At 75.3% G+C, this 17,068-nt stretch carries 13 protein-coding genes; 10 read left to right on the forward strand and 3 right to left on the reverse strand.

Going from position 1 to position 17,068, the window contains the following annotated elements; all coding sequences use genetic code 11:
- The 3 genes from Q6347_RS06520 to Q6347_RS06530 all read right to left on the reverse strand — a co-directional run.
- On the reverse strand, positions 1 to 2,739 hold a 2,739-nt coding region (locus Q6347_RS06520), incomplete at its 3' end, for an AAA family ATPase (RefSeq protein WP_304606964.1).
- A 34-nt stretch (positions 2,740 to 2,773) separates the two neighbouring features.
- On the reverse strand, positions 2,774 to 2,980 hold the full coding sequence (locus Q6347_RS06525) for a hypothetical protein (protein ID WP_304606965.1): 207 nt from the start codon (positions 2,978 to 2,980) through the stop codon (positions 2,774 to 2,776).
- A 168-nt stretch (positions 2,981 to 3,148) separates the two neighbouring features.
- Positions 3,149 to 5,995, reverse strand: coding sequence for a LuxR family transcriptional regulator (locus Q6347_RS06530; RefSeq protein ID WP_304606966.1), 2,847 nt, complete (start codon positions 5,993 to 5,995; stop codon positions 3,149 to 3,151).
- A 246-nt stretch (positions 5,996 to 6,241) separates the two neighbouring features.
- Here Q6347_RS06530 and hrcA point away from each other — a divergent pair, with 246 nt between their 5' ends.
- The 10 genes from hrcA to Q6347_RS06580 all read left to right on the forward strand — a co-directional run bounded on the left by hrcA (position 6,242) and on the right by Q6347_RS06580 (position 16,985).
- Complete coding sequence (gene hrcA, locus Q6347_RS06535) at positions 6,242 to 7,282, forward strand: heat-inducible transcriptional repressor HrcA (protein WP_304606967.1); 1,041 nt, start codon at positions 6,242 to 6,244, stop codon at positions 7,280 to 7,282.
- Between the two features lie 48 nt (positions 7,283 to 7,330).
- The gene (gene dnaJ, locus Q6347_RS06540; protein WP_304604302.1) at positions 7,331 to 8,452 is read left to right on the forward strand and encodes a molecular chaperone DnaJ; all 1,122 of its coding nucleotides are present in this window, start codon (positions 7,331 to 7,333) and stop codon (positions 8,450 to 8,452) included.
- A gap of 10 nt (positions 8,453 to 8,462) precedes the next feature.
- Positions 8,463 to 9,239 (forward strand): 16S rRNA (uracil(1498)-N(3))-methyltransferase, encoded by a 777-nt coding sequence (locus tag Q6347_RS06545; protein ID WP_304604301.1) that lies wholly within the window; start codon positions 8,463 to 8,465, stop codon positions 9,237 to 9,239.
- A gap of 9 nt (positions 9,240 to 9,248) precedes the next feature.
- Complete coding sequence (locus Q6347_RS06550; protein ID WP_171247949.1) at positions 9,249 to 9,602, forward strand: histidine triad nucleotide-binding protein; 354 nt, start codon at positions 9,249 to 9,251, stop codon at positions 9,600 to 9,602.
- A 2-nt stretch (positions 9,603 to 9,604) separates the two neighbouring features.
- On the forward strand, positions 9,605 to 10,660 hold the full coding sequence (locus Q6347_RS06555) for a PhoH family protein (RefSeq protein WP_304604467.1): 1,056 nt from the start codon (positions 9,605 to 9,607) through the stop codon (positions 10,658 to 10,660).
- Positions 10,657 to 11,109, forward strand: a complete 453-nt coding sequence (ybeY, locus tag Q6347_RS06560; RefSeq protein WP_304606968.1) for an rRNA maturation RNase YbeY — start codon at positions 10,657 to 10,659, stop codon at positions 11,107 to 11,109. The genes Q6347_RS06555 and ybeY overlap by 4 nt, the downstream gene beginning before the upstream one ends.
- Before the next feature lie 8 nt (positions 11,110 to 11,117).
- On the forward strand, positions 11,118 to 12,437 hold the full coding sequence (locus Q6347_RS06565; RefSeq protein WP_304604299.1) for a hemolysin family protein: 1,320 nt from the start codon (positions 11,118 to 11,120) through the stop codon (positions 12,435 to 12,437).
- Entirely contained in the window at positions 12,434 to 13,402 is a 969-nt protein-coding gene (era, locus tag Q6347_RS06570; RefSeq protein WP_304606969.1) for a GTPase Era, read from the forward strand. Before Q6347_RS06565 ends, era begins: the two co-directional genes overlap by 4 nt.
- Before the next feature lie 60 nt (positions 13,403 to 13,462).
- The gene (locus Q6347_RS06575; RefSeq protein WP_171247954.1) at positions 13,463 to 15,043 is read left to right on the forward strand and encodes a S9 family peptidase; all 1,581 of its coding nucleotides are present in this window, start codon (positions 13,463 to 13,465) and stop codon (positions 15,041 to 15,043) included.
- 106 nt (positions 15,044 to 15,149) lie between these two features.
- On the forward strand, positions 15,150 to 16,985 hold the full coding sequence (locus Q6347_RS06580; protein ID WP_304606970.1) for a hypothetical protein: 1,836 nt from the start codon (positions 15,150 to 15,152) through the stop codon (positions 16,983 to 16,985).
- Positions 16,986 to 17,068 lie beyond the last annotated feature (83 nt).

Here is a 17,068-nt window from a genome sequence, read left to right on the forward strand (position 1 = left end):
CACCGACGCCGTCTTGCGGGAGATGAACAGCCGCTCGGCGATCTGCCCGTTCGTCAGTCCCTCGGCGACCAGCTCCAGCACCTGGCGCTCCCGGTCGGTGAGACGGTCGGCCGGGTCGTGCGGTTCCCGGCGCGACGGCGACGCGGTGCCGGCCCCCGCCAGCAGCGCCGCGGCGTGCCGGGCGACGAGCCCGCACCCGATCGACTCGGCGTCCCGGACCGCCGCGCCCAGCGCGGCACGGCCGCCGGGCCGGTCCCCGGCGGCCAGGAGGCGGGCCCCCTCGCGGTACTCGGCGTAGGGCCGCAGGTGGGCCGGTGCGCCGTCGTCGGGCCCGAGAGAGGCCACCGCGGACCACGGGCCCTCGCCGAGCTCGGCCGCGAACAGGGCCGCCCAGACGCCGTGGGTCGGCCACCCGGCGCAGTCGGCGAGCGCCTCGCGGTAGGGCGTGCTGTCCACCTCCTGCCCGGCGGCCCGTGCGGCGGCCAGCGCCCGGGCCGCGATCCCGAGGATCGGCAGCAGCGACGACGCCGACCGGCGTTGCAGGGGGTCGGCCACGGCGTCCGCCACGGCGCCGAGGGCCTCGTCCACGTCCCCGCGCTCCAGGGCCAGGTCCGCCAGCGTGGTGGTGAGCAGCGAGCGCACCTGCAGCTCGATCCGGCCGTGCCGTTCCCAGGACGCCCGGTAGGTCCGGACCACGGACTCCGCCTGCTCGACCTCGCCGCGCCACAGCAGGAGCCAGGCCCACAGCTCGGTGAGGGTGACCGTGAAGACGCTGCGGCCCATGAGGGGGACGGTCCGCTCGAACCAGGCGGCCGCCTCGTCCCAGCGGCCGAGGTCGATCAAGGCCTCGATGCCGTTGCCCTCGATGCGCGACCGCATCCCGATCCCGGTGCCGCGCTCGCGCGCCCGGGTGGCGCCCTCCTCGGCGATCTCCAGCGCCCGGTGCGCCCTGCCGACGCGCAGGGTGGCCTCGGAGGCGTTGACGAAGTGCTTCATCAGCGCGTCCCAGTCGTCGCCGGCGAGCTCACGGTCGAGGGCGAAGTCCTCGAGCCCGTCCAGGTCGCCGGTGACCACGCGGCTGACCGCCCGGATGTTGTAGCAGCGCGCCTGCAGCCTGCGGTCCCCGGCCTCCTCGGCGGCGGCCAGACCCTGGTTGGCGAGCTCGATGGCCCGCTCCTCGTGCCCTTCCATCATCGCGCCCCGGGCGGACTCGGTGAGCAGGGCGGCGCGCCCGGCGACGTCGTCGTCCGGGATCTCCTCCAGGGCGTGGTCGAGCAGGCGCCGGCCCTCGTCGGACCCGGTGACCTCGGCGGCCGTCGACAGCGTCACGTAGGCGGAGACGCGGCCGGCCGGGTCGTCGGGCGGCCACTCGGCGAGGGCCTGGCGGGCGAGCGCGAGCGCACGCTCGGCCTGGGACCCGACGTGCAGGGCCCAGGCCACCCGTCGCATGAGCTCGGCGTGGGTGGTGCCCGTGACCCCCTCGGGGTCCGCGACCAGGTCCCACAGCTCGAGCGCCCGCTCGCCCAGGGCGACGGCCGTGGACGTCGCCGCGTACTCGCCGGCCGCGGCCTGGCCCGCCACGCACGCGGCGAGCGCCCGGTCCGGCACGCGGGCACGCCACCAGTGGTCCGCGATCTCCGCGAGGCGGGCGATGGTGGCCGGCCGGGTCTCCAGGGCGCGGGCGTAGGCGGTGTGCAGGCGTCGGCTCTCGCTGGGCAGCAGCTCGGTGGCCACGGCCTCCTGCATGAGGGCGTGCCGGAACCGGTAGCCGTCGGCGTCGACGACGAGGACCCCGGCCTCGACGGCCTCGCGGGCGGCGGGCTCGGTCTCCCGGACGGCCTCGTCGCCGAGCGCCGCGGCGAGCAGCTCGTGCCCGACGCTCTGCCCGGCGGCGGCCACGGTGCGGCAGAACTCCTGCGCCTGGCGGCCGAGGCGTGAGTACCGCAGGAGCATCAGGTCGCGCACCGAGTCCGGCAGGGTGACGCCGACCCCGGTGGCGAGCTCCTCGACGTAGAACGGCACACCCTGGCTGCGGTCGACGACCTCCTCGAGGTCGACGGCTCCGGCGTCGAGGTGCGCCCGGAACAGGGCGACGACGTCGTGGGCGGCGAGCCGCGGGACCTCGATCCGGGTGGCGAGCCGGGCCCGCTCGATCTCCGCGAGCAGGGTCCGCAGGGGGTGGGTCCGTCCGACGTCGTCGCTGCGGTACGTGACCACCACCAGCAGCCGGCGGCCCGGGGCGGTGCGCGCGAGGCGGGCCAGGCAGCCGCGGGTGGCGTCGTCGGACCAGTGCAGGTCCTCGATCACGACCACGACGGGCCGTCGCCCGGCGAGCGTGGTGAGCAGTGCGGCGAAGGCCTCCGGGAGGCGTCCGGCCTCCCCGTCCGCCCGGACCTCGACCAGCTCGGGGAGCACGACGCCGAGGGCGTCCGCCGCCGGTCCGGCGGCCTCCAGCGTGGCCTCGGCCCCCAGCGCGGCGACGGCGTCCCGCAGCAGACCCGCGAGCCCGGCGTAGGGCACGGGACCGGCGCCGGAGTCGGCGCACTGGCCCCGCAGGACGAAGGCCGGGTCGGCAGCGGACCCGTCGAGGAGCTCCTCGACGAGGCGCGTCTTGCCGATCCCGGCCTCGCCACCCACGATCACGCACTGGCCGTCGCCGTGCGCGGCCTCGTCGAGGAGGCCACGCAACGTCGCGAGCTCGCTCTCGCGGCCGATCAGCGGGACCCGGCTGACCCTCATGAAGTCATGCTGCCAGCCCCCGGGGCGGTACGCCTCAGGCTGCGCGGACCGCACGGGCCCGAGCCATGCGCAGGCGGTCGAGGGCCACCAGCACGCGGGGGCGCGGGGCCGTGGCGGGGTGCCGGCGGTGCGCCGGTGCCGTCCGCTCGCCGCGCTCGGCCGCCTGACGGCGGTGCTCGGCCTCGCGGACGACCTCGGCCTCCTGGAGGCGGTACATCTGGTGGAACTGCTCCGGGGACATGGTGACCCTCCTTGGTCGGCGGGCCGGGGTGGCTCGCGATGACTCCAGGTTCGGTCCCTGAGGTAGGGGCGTGGATCGGGCATCCGACCGGTCTTCGCCGGCGCGTCGCTCGACAGGCCTGAGGTACCCGCCGGCCCGGGGCGGCGCCCGTCTGAGGTACCCGGAGGGTCAGGCGGGGTGCGCCGTGGACCGGGCCACGACGGCGGCCTCGGTGCGGCTCGTGACGCCGAGCTTGCGCAGGATGGCCGAGACGTGCACCGACGCCGTCTTGCGGGAGATGAACAGCCGCTCGGCGATCTGCCCGTTCGTCAGTCCCTCGGCGACCAGCTCCAGCACCTGGCGCTCCCGGTCGGTCAGCGGGTCGGCGCCGGCCTCGGCCGGCCGGCGCCGGGTCGGTGCCGCGAGTCCCGCGTCGTGCAGCAGCGAGGTCGCCCGGGCCAGCAGGGAGCCGGCACCGACGTCGCGCGCGGCCTCCGCGGCGTCACCGAGCAGTTCGCGCGCGCGAGCCTTGTCGCCCGCCGCGAGCCGGTGCTCGCCCTCGCGCACGAGGGCGTAGGGGCGCAGGTGTGCCGGGGCGCCGTCGTCGGGACCGAACGCGCTGACCTCGGGCCACGGGGTCCGGCCCAGCTCGGCGGCGAACACCGTCGCCCACAACCGGTGGGTCGGCCAGAAGGCGGCGGCGGCCAGGGCCTCCTCGTACGGTCCGACGTCGACCGCCCGGCCGGCGGCGCGGGCCCGGGCGAGCACCCGGGCGGCGACCGCCAGCACCGTCAGGGCGTACGCCCCGGACAGCCGACCGGGGTCGGCGGCGTGCCGGACCAGGTCGAGCGCGTCGTCGACGTCGTCGCGCGCGAGGGCCAGCTCGGCCAGCGTGGCCGGGGCCCGACCCCGGACCTGCATCTCCACCTCGGCGAACCGCAGCCACACGGCCCGGTGGCGTCGCCCCATCGCCTGGGCGGTCTCGACGTCCCCGCGCCACAGCGTGAGCCACGTCCATCGTTCGGCGAGGTAGACGGCCCAGGCGCTCGGCGAGACCTCGTTCGTGGCCCGCCGGTACCAGGCGTCGGCCTCCTCCCAGCGGCCGAGCCCGATGAGGGCCTCGGCGACGTTGCCCTCCAGCATCGCGCGGCTGCTCCAGCCGGATCCCCCGGCGCGGCCGACCTCGGCACCGGCGGAGGCGGTCCGCAGCGCCTCGGCGAACCGGCCGAGCCGGAGCTGGTGGTCGGAGAGGTTGGTGAAGTAGTGGGCCCGCCCGGCCCAGTCGTCCCCGGAGAGGCGGCGGGACTCCTCGAGCTCGTCGAGGCCGCCCGGGTCGCCCGCGCTCAGCCGGGCGAGACCGCTGGTGTTCAGCAGCAGCGCGGCGGTGGAGCGGTCGCCCGCGGCCGTCGCGGCCTCGTAGCCGCGCCCGGCGGCCGCGACCGCCTCCTGGAAGCGGCCGGCGAGCATCTTGGCGCGGGCGTCCAGGCGCAGCAGCCCGGCGAGCGTCCCGAGGTCGTCCTGCGGTGCCGCCGCGAGCGCCTCCCGGGTCCGGTCCAGGCCCGCGACGTCGCCCGCGCGCAGCTGCTGCACCGCCACGAGCCCGAGGGTGCGGGCCCGGCCCGCGGGGTCGTCGGCGGGCCACTCGTCCAACGCCTGACGTGCCAGCGCCAGGGCCCGGTCGACGTGGGTCGCGACGGTCTCGGCCTCGGCGACCCGCACGAGCAGGTCGTGGTGCGTGGTCCCGGTGACGTCCGCCGCGTCCGGCACGGTGTCCCACAGCTCGAGAGCCCGTTCCCCGAGCCGGACGGCAGCCGCCGGGGCGACGTCGTTCGCGGCGGCGTCCAGGCCGGTCACGGCGGCGGCCAGGGCGCGGTCCGGCACACGGGCGTGCCACCAGTGGTCGGCCTGCTCGACCAGCCGCGGCACGGTGGCCGGACCGGTGGCCAGCGCCTCGGCGTAGGCCGCGTGCAGCCGCCGCCGCTCGGTGGGCAGCAGCTCCGCCTCGACGGCCTCCTGCATCAGGGCGTGACGGAACCCGTAGCCGTCGGGGTCGGCCTGCAGGACCAGGGCGTCGACGGCCTCGCGCGCAGCGGGTTCGGCCCGCTCGAGCGCCTCGTCGCCCAGGACGGCGGCCAGCACGTCACGGCCGGCGCGGACCCCGCCGGCGGCGACCACCCGGCAGAACGCCTGCGCCGCCTCCGACAGGCCCGCGTAGCGCAGCAGCAGGACGTCACGCAGCGAGACGGGGATGTCACCGTCGTAGCAGCAGGCGAGCTCCTCGACGTAGAAGGGCACGCCCTCGGCACGCACGACCAGCTCGCCCAGGCCCCCGGCGCCGGTCCGGTCCGCGCCGGCCGGTGCGTCGGGGAGCACGGCGCGTGCGAGCTCGACGACCTCCGGGTCGGCGAGGCGCGGCACCTCGACCCGTTCGGCGAGCCGAGCCCGGTCGAGCTCGGCCAGGGTGGTGCGCAGCGGGTGGCGCCGGCCGACGTCGTCGCTGCGGTAGGTGACCAGCACGAGCAGGTGGGTGGACGGGGCGGCGCGGGCGAGCCGCGCGACGGTGGTCCGCGTGACGTCGTCGGACCAGTGCAGGTCCTCGACGACGACCACGACCGTCCGGCGGGCGCAGACCGTCGTCATCAGGTCGGTGAGCACCTCCGGTACGCGGCCGCCGTCGACGCCGGGCCGCACGGTCACCAGCCGGGGCAGGATCACGCCGAGGGCGTCCGCCGCGGGGCCGGCGGCGTCCAGCACCGCCTCCTCACCGAGCGCGCCGACCAGGTCCCGCAGCACGCCGTCGAGCCCGGCGTAGGGGACGGGGCCCGCGCCGGAGTCGGCGCACTGGCCCCGGGCCACGAGGGTCGTGCCGGTGTCGACGCCGTCGAGGAGCTCCTCGACGAGGCGCGTCTTGCCGATCCCGGCCTCACCGGCCACGACGAGGCATCGCCCCGCGCCGTGCGTGGCACCGTCGAGGGCCTCGCGCAGCGCGGCGAGCTCGGGCCGGCGCCCGACCAGGGGGACCTGGCTGACCCTCATGGGGACATGCTGCCAGCCTGCGGGACGGCACGCCTCGGGCGGGACGGACCGCCCCGGTCCGGCGGTGCCGCGGGCGGACGAGCGTCGACAGCACACGGGGACGGGGCCCGGCGACGGGGGCGGGCATGACGTACCTCACCGGTGACGGGCGGGTGACGCCGGACCGTCGCACGAACCGCGTAAGATGGCACTCAGCCCTGGAGAGTGCTAAACCCCCCGGGGCGCCGAGCGAGGGGAGGTCGAGAAGTGAGCGAGGAACGTCGGCTCGAGGTGCTGCGCGCCATCGTCGAGGACTACGTCACCACGCGCGAACCCGTCGGGTCGCGCATGCTCACCGAGCGTCACCGTCTCGGTGTCTCCCCGGCCACGATCCGCAACGACATGGCCGCGCTGGAGGACGCCGGGTACATCGCCCAGCCGCACACGTCGGCCGGCCGGGTGCCCACGGACGCCGGGTACCGGGTGTTCGTCGACCGGCTCGCCGAGGTCCGGCCCCTCAACGTCCCCCAGAAGCGGGCCATCGAGGCCTTCCTGTCCGAGGCGATCGACCTCGACGACGTCCTGACGCGCGCGGGGCGGCTCATCGCCCAGCTCACCGGGCAGGTCGCCGTCGTGCAGTACCCGTCGCTGCGGCGGTCCGGGCTGCGCCACCTCGAGCTCGTGCCCGTGGCGGACTCCCGGATCCTCGTCGTGGTCATCACCGACACCGGCCGCGTCGAGCAGCGCTACTGCGAGCTGCCGGTGCGACCGGACGGGACGGATGCCGGCACGGACCTCGACGAGGGCACCATCGGCGAGCTGCGGGCCCGGTTCAACGCGGCCGCCGCCGGCAAGCGCCTCGCCGACCTCACCGGCGTGTTCGCCGGCGTGGTCGAGTCCGTGGGCCCGCGCCTCAGCGGCGTGGCCCAGGCGGTGGCGGACCTCGTCGTCGAGACGCTCGGGGAGGAGAACGAGGAGCGGATCGTGCTGGCCGGCACGGCCAACCTGGCCCGGTCCGGCGCCACGTTCGAGCAGGGGCTGAGCCCCGTCCTCGAGGCGCTCGAGGAGCAGGTGGTGCTGCTCGGGCTCCTCACCGAGATGGCGACCGACGGGGTCGGGGTGCGGATCGGGCACGAGAACCGGCTCGACGGTCTCACCGAGACCTCCGTCGTCGCCTCCGGTTACGGTAGCGACGGCGACACCGTCGCCTCCCTCGGGTCCATCGGCCCCACCCGCATGGACTACCCGGGCACCATCGCCTCGGTCCGCGCCGTGGCACGCTACCTGTCCCGCGTGCTGCCGAACTGACCACCGGTATCCCTGACCAGACTTCTCCACGTCACCGAAGAGAGACCTGTGACCGACTACTACGAGATCCTCGGCGTCGAGCGTGACGCCACTCCCGAGCAGATCAAGAAGGCCTATCGCCGCATGGCGCGCGAGCTCCACCCCGACGTCGCGGGTGCCGAGGGCGAGGAGAGGTTCAAGGACGTCGCCCGGGCCTACGAGGTGCTGTCGAACCGCGAGAAGCGCGAGCAGTACGACCTGGGCGTCGACCCGAGCGCACCCGGCGGCGGCGCCGGAGCCGGCTTCGGCCAGGGCTTCGGCTTCCAGGACATCTTCGAGACGTTCTTCGGCGGCGGCCAGGCCAGCGGTCCCGTGCCGCGGGCCCGGCGCGGCCAGGACGCGCTGGTGCGCATGGACATCGACCTCTCCGAGGCCACGTTCGGCGGCAAGCGCGAGCTGCAGGTCGACACCGCCGTGGTGTGCGGCACCTGCGGCGGCAACGGGTGCCGGCCCGGGACCGACGTGCGGACCTGCGAGGTCTGCCACGGCCAGGGCAACGTCCAGCGCGTGGCCCGGTCGTTCCTCGGCCAGGTCATGACGACGGCGCCCTGCGCGGCCTGCCAGGGCTTCGGCACGATCATCCCCGAGCCCTGCGCGGAGTGCTCCGGCGAGGGCCGGGTGCGCTCGCGTCGCTCGCTGACGGTCAACGTCCCCGCGGGCGTGGACACCGGGACCCGGATCAAGCTCGCCGCCCAGGGCGAGGTCGGGCCGGGCGGTGGTCCGGCGGGCGACCTGTACGTCGAGATCCGGGAGAAGGCCCACGACACGTTCGTGCGCCGCGGCGACGACCTGCACTGCACCCTGCCGGTGCCGATGACCGCGGCCGCGCTGGGCACCGTGCTCGAGCTGTCCACCCTCGACGGCCAGCAGGAGATCGACCTGCGTCCGGGCATCCAGCCCGGCGAGATCGTCACCCTCAAGGGCCTCGGCGTGGGGCACCTGCACGGCAACGGTCGCGGCGACCTCAACGTCCACGTCGAGGTCCAGGTGCCGACCTCCCTCGACGAGGAGCAGACCGAGCTGCTGCGCCGGCTGGCGAACCTGCGCGGCGAGGAACGCCCCGACCCGCGGCTGGCCGCGGCCCACCCGGGCGTGTTCTCGCGGCTGCGGGACAAGTTCGCCGGGCGCTAGGCGCGACGTCGTGAGCGCACCGGTCTTCGTCGACCACGGCGTGCCGGCCTCCCTGGCCCCGGGGGCGACCTACGTCCTCGGCGGGGCGGAGGGGCGGCACGCCGGCGTCGTCCAGCGACGGCGCGCCGGTGAGCGGGTCGACGTGGTCGACGGCGCGGGCACCCGCGTGCTCGGCGTCGTCGAGACGGTCGACGGCGGCGAGGTCGCCCTGCGCGTCGAGGACGTGCGGCACGAACCGGCGCCGGCCGTGCGCCTGACCCTCGTGCAGGCGCTGGCCAAGGGCGACCGCGACCACCAGGCGGTCGAGGCCGCGGTCGAGGTCGGGGTCGACGCCGTCGTGCCCTGGCAGGCCGACCGGTCCGTCGTCGTCTGGCGCGGACCGCGGGCCGAGAAGGCGCGCGCCAAGTGGGCCGCCACCGTGCTCGCGGCGGTCAAGCAGTCCCGCCGCGCGTGGCTGCCGCCGGTGGAGGAGCACGTCACCACGCGGACGCTGGCCGCCCGGGTGCGCGACGTCGTCGCCGCGGGCGGTGCCGTCGTCGTCCTGCACGAGGAGGCCACGACACCGCTCGCCGACGTCGCGCTCCCGGAGCCGGCTCTCGGCGCGGACGCGCCTCCCGAGCTGGCGCTCGTCGTCGGCCCCGAGGGCGGGATCTCCACGGAGGAGGTCAGCGCGCTCACCGACGCCGGCGCCGTGACGGCACGGCTCGGCCCGCACGTGCTGCGTACCTCCACGGCGGGTCCCGTCGCCGTGGCGCTCCTGAGCGACCGGCTGGGCCGCTGGCGGTAGCGTGGACGCATGACGACGGAGACCGAGGCGGACTGCCTCTTCTGCAAGATCGTCGCCGGCCTGCAGCCGGCCGACGTCGTGGCCGACACCGAGCGGGTCCTGGCGTTCCGGGACATCGACCCGCAGGCGCCGGTGCACGTGCTCGTCGTGCCCAAGGAGCACCACGGCGACGTGTCCGTCCTGGCCGCCGCCGACCCGGAGCTGCTCGCCGAGGTCGTCGCCGTCGCCGACGAGATCGCGCACGACCTCGCCGACGGCCAGTACCGGTTCATCTTCAACTCCGGCCCGCGTGCGGGCCAGAGCGTCTTCCACGTGCACGGCCACGTCCTGGCCGGCACCCAGCTGGGATGGAGTCCCGCCTGAGCATGACGTCCCCCGCCTCCGACCGCTCCCTGACCGACCACCCGCGGCACGCCACCGAGCATCGCGTCGTCGTCCCCCCGCACGTGCCGATGGTGGCGCTGCTCGGCAGCGGCGACTCCGTCCTGCGAGCGATCGAGGACGGGTTCCCCGGGGTGGACGTGCACGCCCGCGGCAACGAGATCTCCGTGCACGGCCCGGCCGGCGACGTCGCCCTGGTGGCACGGCTGCTCGACGAGCTGGTCGAGGTCGTCGAGGCCGGCACCCCGCTCACCCCCGAGGTGGTCTCCCGCTCGGTGTCGATGCTGACCTCCGCCGCCGCCCAGCGGCCCGCCGAGGTGCTCACCCACGACATCCTCTCCGGGCGCGGCCGCACCATCCGGCCCAAGACGGTGGGGCAGAAGCGCTACGTCGAGGCCATCGCGGCCAACACGATCACCTTCGGCATCGGCCCGGCGGGCACCGGCAAGACCTACCTGGCGATGGCGAAGGCCGTGCAGGCCCTGCAGGCCAAGCAGGTCAACCGCATCATCCTCACGCGTCCCGCCGTCGAGGCGGGGGAGAAGCTCGGCTACCTGCCCGGCTCGCTCAGCGACAAGATCGACCCGTACCTGCGCCCGCTCTACGACGCGCTGCACGACATGGTCGACCCCGACTCCATCCCGCGGCTGGTGGAGTCCGGCACCATCGAGGTCGCTCCGCTGGCCTATATGCGCGGCCGTTCGTTGAACGACTCGTTCATCATCCTGGACGAGGCGCAGAACACCTCCGCCGAGCAGATGAAGATGTTCCTCACCCGGCTCGGGTTCGGCTCGACGATGGTGATCACCGGCGACGCCACCCAGGTCGACCTGCCCGGCGGGACGACGTCGGGCCTGCGGGTGGTCGAGGACATCCTCACCGGGGTCGACGACGTCGAGTTCTGCCGGCTGAGCAGCACCGACGTCGTCCGGCACCGCCTCGTGAGCGACATCGTCGACGCCTACGCCCGCTGGGACAGCACCCGCCCGGCCGACGACCGCCGACGGCCCGGACGCCACGACCGAGGAGGACGCCGGTGAGCATCGAGGTCAACAACGAGTCCGGCGTCGAGGTCGACGAGGCCGAGTTCGCCGCCCTGGCCCGGTTCGCGCTCGACGAGCTGCACGTCCACCCCGCGGCCGAGCTGTCGATCGTGTTCGTCGACACCGCCGCCATGACCGACCTGCACGTGCAGTGGATGGACGAGCCCGGTCCCACCGACGTGCTGTCCTTCCCCATGGACGAGCTGCGCCCCGGCCGCGAGGGTGAGGAGACCCCGCCCGGCACGCTCGGGGACATCGTGCTGTGCCCCGAGGTGGCCGCCACCCAGGCCCGCGCCGCCGGGCACTCCACGGTCGAGGAGATGCTGCTGCTCACCACGCACGGGATCCTGCACCTGCTCGGCTACGACCATGCCGCCCCTGACGAGGAACGAGAGATGTTCGCCCTGCAACGACGGCTCCTGCTGACCTTCCTGGCCGGGCGGTGAGCGGCGCGGTGGACGCTCCCGACCTCGTGCTGTGGGCCGCGCTCGTCGCGGCGCTGGGCCTGTCCGCGTTGCTCAGCGCCGGCGAGGCCGCCGTCGAACGGGTCACCAAGGTCTCGCTGGCCCTCGCGCTCGAGGAGCCCGGACCGGACGGCGGGACGCCGGCCCGACGCCGACGGCGCAACATCCGCCGGGCGCAGGCGCTCGCGGCCGACTCCCGTGCCGCCGGGTCGTTCGCCCTGGTCCGGGTGCTGGCCGAGACGGTGTCCGTGGCGTCGGCGACGTTGCTGCTGGCCCACTGGTTCGACCGGTGGTGGGAGGTGCTGCTCGCCGCCGCCGTCGTCGGGGTCCTCGCGGGGATCCTCGTGGTGCGGCTCAGCCCGCGCACGTGGGCCCACCACCGCCCCACCACGGCGCTGGTCATGCTCGCCGGCCCCCTGTCCGTCGTGCACCGGGCCGTGGCCTGGGTGCCGCGACGGGACCGGGCCGCCGACGTCGCCGTGCCCGAGACCGACGAGCTGCAGGACATGGCCGACCGGGTCCGCGAGAACGAGGCGATCGAGGAGCCGGAGCGGGAGCTGCTGCGCTCGGCCCTCCAGCTCGGCGACACCCTCGCCCGCGAGGTGATGGTGCCGCGCACCGACATGGTCACCGCCGGCGCCGACACCTCGCTGCAGAAGGCCATGCGGTTGTTCCTGCGCTCGGGCTTCTCGCGGATCCCGGTCGTCGGCCGCACCGTCGACGACCTGCTCGGCGTGGTCTACCTCAAGGACGTGGCGCGGCGGCTCGAGAACGACGCCGGGGCGGCGGACTGGCCCGTCCGGGACGTGGCACGCGAGGCGGTGTTCGTGCCGGAGTCCAAGCCGGCCGACGACCTGCTGCGCGAGATGCAGGCCCGGCGTTCCCACATCGCGATCGTCGTCGACGAGTACGGCGGGGTGGCCGGCCTGGTCACCGTCGAGGACATCATCGAGGAGCTCGTCGGGGAGCTGACCGACGAGCACGACACCGTCGCCGAGCCCGAGCCGGAGGACCTCGGCGACGGGCTCTGGCGGGTGCCCGCCCGGATGCCCGTGGACGAGCTCGGCGAGCTGTTCGACCTGCGCCTGGACGACGACGACGTCGACACCGCCGGTGGTCTGCTCGCCAAGGCGCTCGGCAAGGTGCCGCTGGCCGGGTCCTCCGCCGACGCCGGGGCGCTGCGGCTCGAGGCCGAGCACGTCGAGGGTCGCCGCAAGAAGCTCGCCAGTCTCCTGGTGCGACGGATCGCACTCCCCGCGGTGGACGAGGACGACGACGTCGTGCCGCACGACCAGAAGGACGCCGTATGACCCACGAGAACCCGCACCGCTCCGGCTTCGCCTGCCTGGTGGGGCGCCCCAACGTCGGCAAGTCGACGCTGACCAACGCGCTGGTGGGGGAGAAGGTCGCGATCATGTCCGCCCGGCCGCAGACGACCCGGCACACCATCCGCGGGATCGTCCAGCGCGAGGACGCCCAGATGGTGCTGGTGGACACCCCGGGCCTGCACCGGCCCCGCACGCTGCTCGGCGAACGGCTCAACACGCTCGTGCTGGACACGCTCAGCGAGGTCGACGTGGTCGCGTTCTGCCTGCCCGCGGACCAGAAGATCGGACCGGGTGACCGCTACATCGCCAACCAGCTCGCCCCGCTGATGGAGGGCCGCCGGTCGGCGGTCCCGGTCGTGGCCGTGGTGACCAAGGCCGACCTCGTCGGCCGGGGCCAGCTGGCCGAGCACCTGCTGGCGGTGGACCAGCTCGCGCGGTCGATCGACCGCGACTGGTCGGCGATCGTGCCCGTCTCCGCCAAGGGCGGCTACCAGGTCGAGGAGCTCACCGAGGTTCTCGTGGCGCACCTGCCCGAGGGGCCCGACCTCTACCCCGGGGGTGAGCTCACCGACGAGCCCGAGGAGACGATGATCGCCGAGCTCGTGCGCGAGGCGGCCCTGGAGGGCATCCGGGACGAGCTGCCCCACTCGCTGGCCGTCGTCGTCGAGGAGATCGTGCCGCGGGAGGGCACCGGGCAGGACCAGGGCACGGACGGCGCCGCCGGTATTGCCCCGCTGCTGGACGTGCGCGTCAACCTGTTCGTCGAGCGCGAGAGCCAGAAGGGCATCATCATCGGCCGGGGCGGGTCCCGGCTGCGCGAGGTCGGGTCCCAGGCACGGGAGGGGATCGAGAAGCTGCTCGGCGCGCGGATCTACCTCGACCTGCACGTCAAGGTGGCCAAGGACTGGCAGCGCGACCCCAAGCAGCTGCAGCGGATGGGGTTCTGAGAGCGCCGTTCCGGTGCGTCCCGGCGGCCCCGCACAGGGTCGCCGAGTAGCATCCGAGAGGTGGTCTTCCGGACGTTCGCGGCCAGCCTGGCCCTGCTGGTCGGGCTGGCCGTCGTGGGATCCCTCGCCGGGCCGCAGTGGCACCCGGTCCCGGTGCGGGACCACATCGTGCCGACCCGCGTGGACACCACGATCGAGAGCAATGACCCCGTGTCTCTCGCCGACGCGGGACAGGTCGGGGACCACGAGGTGCGCAGCACCGTGGTCCCGGTCGACCTCGGCGACACCACGGTCGAGGGCCTCCTGCGCCGCCCCGTCGACGAGGACGGCATGCTGCTCGAGGACCGCCCGGGTGTCGTGTTCGTGCACGGTGCCGGGACGGGCCGGGCGCAGGAGGCGTTCGTCCGGACCGCCCGGATGCTGGCCAGCGCCGGGATCGTGACCCTCGTGCCCGACAAGCGCCTGGACACGTACTCCACCCGCGAGCGCGACTACGAGGCCATGGCCGAGGACTACCTGCGGTCGGTGGACCTGCTGCGTACCGTCGAGGGCGTCGACCCGGCGCGCGTGGGCGCCTACGGCGAGTCGGAGGGGACCTGGATCGTCCCGGTCATGCAGGTCGACGACCCCACGCTCGCCTTCACCGTCCTGGTCTCCGCACCGGTGGTGCCCCCGCGCGAGCAGGCGGCGTTCGCCGTCGACAACTACCTGCGCAACACGGGGGTGCCCGGGCAGGTGTTCCGGGCGATCCCGCGCGCGGTCGGGATGCAGCTGCCGGGCGGCGGCTTCGACTACGCGGACTTCGACGTGCGCCCCTGGCTGGAGCAGCAGACCGCGCCGATCCTCGTCGTCTACGGCACCGCCGACCCGTCGATGCCCATCGAGCAGGGGGTCCGGCTGATCCTGGCCGACACCGGCGTGGGCACCGACGCGCCCGTGACGGTGCGGTACTACGCCGGGGCCGACCACGGCATCCGCCTGCGCGGCGAGCAGTCGACGGACGGAGCCGGGTCGCCGCTGCACCCCGACTTCCCGCGGGACCTCGCCGCCTGGATCCAGGGGCTGCCGGGGACCGCCGACGCCGCGCCCCGGGTCGCCGGCGACTCCCCGGAACAGCTCTACCTGGCGGCGCCGGTGCCGCGGCCGCAGTGGTGGGGCAACGGTGACGTCGTCGTCGCCGTGGTCGTGGCCGGGACCGGCCTGGTGGTGCTGGCCCTGGTGGCCTGGGGCGTCGCGGCGCTGGCCCACCGGCTCCTGCACCGGCCGGCGCCGCACGGCGGCCGCTTCGCGCCCGGGGTGGGGCCGCCGCTGGTCGTGCTCGGGGTGGTGTCCGTCGCCACGGTCGTGGGTCTGGCGCTCTACCTGGCCGCGGTCGCCCGCCTCGCCGTGGACTACGAACGTGACGCCCTCGTGGTCCAGGGCGGCTGGATCACCGTGCGGGTGCTCGGCGTCGTCGCGGCCGTGGCCGCCGCCGTGCTGCTGCGACGGGTCGGCGACGTGCGGGTGCACCGTCGGGCCGACCGCGACGTGGCCGTCGCACACGGGGCGGTGGCGCACGTCACGTTGTGGGCCGTGGTGCTCGGCTCCGCGTTGTTGCTGGTCACAGCTGCTTACTGGGGGGTGTACCAGCTCGGGATCTGACCGTGCCGCGCCCCGGGGAGACGGGAGGCGGTCCGGTCGGGTAGAAACGTCCAGGTCCGGTCCCGGTTCCCCGGTCCGGGTAGGCCAATCGCAAGGAGTCACCGTCATGTCCGACGCCGTCGCCGTCGACCAGCGCCGATCGCCCTTCGCGGGGGTGCCCACCCGCGAGATCGTGCGCGACGCCGTCGCCGTGGGCGCCCTGCTCGTCGCGCTGCCGTTGCCGTGGGCGATGCTGCTGCGGGGCAGCGACCTGCTCTGGGTGGTGCTGGCCACGGTCGCCGCCCTCGTGGTGATCGTCGCGCCTTACGCCGAGCGCGCCGGTGTGCTGTCGGGGGGCTGGAAGCGCCTGGCCGAACCCGCCGCCCGTTGGTGGGGGCTCGCCCCCTACGGCCTGGTGGCGCTGCTGTACCTGGTGCTCGACGTTTTCAGCCCCGGGGACCAGGAGGGCTTCGTCGGCGGGGGGCTGGCGGTCGGGCTGGCCGGCGCCGTGCTGGCCGCCGCCATGACCGGCACCCGGCCGATGGTCGTCTCCGCGGTCGTCCTCGCCGCCGGGGCCGTGCTGAACCCGCTGCTGAACCTCGTCGGCGACACGTCGGCGAACGGCGTCCTCGGCGCACTGCTCGGTGCGGTCCTGGTGCTCGGTCTGCTCTGGGCCACGGTGCGCCGCTTCGTGCGGGGGGACGACGCCGCCGGGATCGTGCTGCTCGTCGTCGGCGGTGCGGTGATGCTGGAGATCGTCATGCTCGGTGGCGGCGTCGGCACCGCCTGGTTCGACTCGGTCCACGGGAGCCGCTTCGGGCTCCTGCTGCTGCCGGTCGTGTCCGCGGCGGCGGCCGTGCCGGTCCTGACGCGCATCGACGCCCTGGCCGACGAGCCCGTGGAGGCCGCCTCGGCACGCTGGGTCCGGGTCGCGGTGCAGTCCTTCGAGCTGATGACCCTCGTCGCGGGCTTCGTCGCCGCCGTCGCCCTCGTGCGCCTCGTGGGGGTCGGGGTCAGCGCCGAGGTCATCGTGCGGCTGATCGTCGGGGTGCTCGTCGTCGTGGTCGCCGTGCTGGCCCGCCGGGCCCTGCTGCGGAACCCGAAGGACGGGCACGCCACGGCGGTCGGGGCGGCCTGCGTCGTGGTCGTCCTCGGCGTGATCATCGTGGTGGCACGCGCAGGCGTCGGCACCGCGTCGCGGGTGGAGGAGCTGCTGCTGGCGCTCGCGCTGCCGGCCCTCGTGCTCGTGGCACTCATCGTGCCGCCCTCGGTCCGCGCCCTCCTGGGCAGCGAGCCGGCCACCGCCCCGGTCCACGGTCAGGCGGAGCACGGCCAGTACGCCCAGCCGGAGTACGGCCAGTACGCCGGGCCGGACCACGATCAGCCGGCGTACGGCCAGTACGCCCAGCCGGAGTACGGCCAGTACGCCGGGCCGGACCACGATCAGCCGGAGTACGGCCAGTACGCCCAGCCCGAGCACGCGCAGCAGTGGTCGGGCGAGGAGAGCGGGCACAGCGCCTCCTCCGCGGCGTCGCGGGAGCCGTCGTCGGGCTCGGAGCCGGGGGCCCGGTGGCGTGGCACCTGGGCCGACGGCACGGACGCGACGCAGCACATGTCGCCGGTCCGCTCCGCCCCGTCGGGCGAGCAGCCGCAGGCCGCCGGGAGCAGCTCCCCGGTGGACGCGACCGCCGTGCAGCAGCCCGTGCGTGCCCAGGCGGAGGCCACGCGGGCCGAGAGCACGCAGATGATGTCGCCGGTGGCCGACGCCCCGGCGGGGTCCTGGACCGCCGAGCAGGCGATGGACCCCCACACGCCGCTGGAGCAGCTCGCGCAGATCGTCCAGGAGGCTCCCCACCTGCGGCCGCACGTCGCCGCCAACCCCGCGACCTACCCGGCCCTGCTCGACTGGCTCGGCGCGCTGGGCGACCCGGCGGTCGACGCCGCGCTGCGCAGCCGGCGCTGACCACGTCGGCGGGCGCCCCGACCCGCGGTCGGAGCGCCCGCCCCCCGGGGGGGGGACCCGGTCGGGTCGCGGCGTCCCGGCGT

The sequence above is a fragment of the Isoptericola sp. b408 genome, assembly GCF_030588085.1.
Taxonomy (GTDB): Bacteria; Actinomycetota; Actinomycetes; order Actinomycetales; family Cellulomonadaceae; genus Isoptericola; species Isoptericola sediminis.

Excerpts from the sequence above, each read along its gene's own strand:
- Q6347_RS06525 (WP_304606965.1), bottom strand. The coding sequence starts at position 2,980 with ATGTCCCCGGAGCAGTTCCACCAGATGTACCGCCTCCAGGAGGCCGAG.
- Q6347_RS06530 (WP_304606966.1), bottom strand. The coding sequence starts at position 5,995 with ATGAGGGTCAGCCAGGTCCCCCTGGTCGGGCGCCGGCCCGAGCTCGCC.
- Q6347_RS06550 (WP_171247949.1), top strand. The coding sequence starts at position 9,249 with ATGACGACGGAGACCGAGGCGGACTGCCTCTTCTGCAAGATCGTCGCC.
- Q6347_RS06555 (WP_304604467.1), top strand. The coding sequence starts at position 9,605 with ATGACGTCCCCCGCCTCCGACCGCTCCCTGACCGACCACCCGCGGCAC.
- era (WP_304606969.1), top strand. The coding sequence starts at position 12,434 with ATGACCCACGAGAACCCGCACCGCTCCGGCTTCGCCTGCCTGGTGGGG.
- Q6347_RS06580 (WP_304606970.1), top strand. The coding sequence starts at position 15,150 with ATGTCCGACGCCGTCGCCGTCGACCAGCGCCGATCGCCCTTCGCGGGG.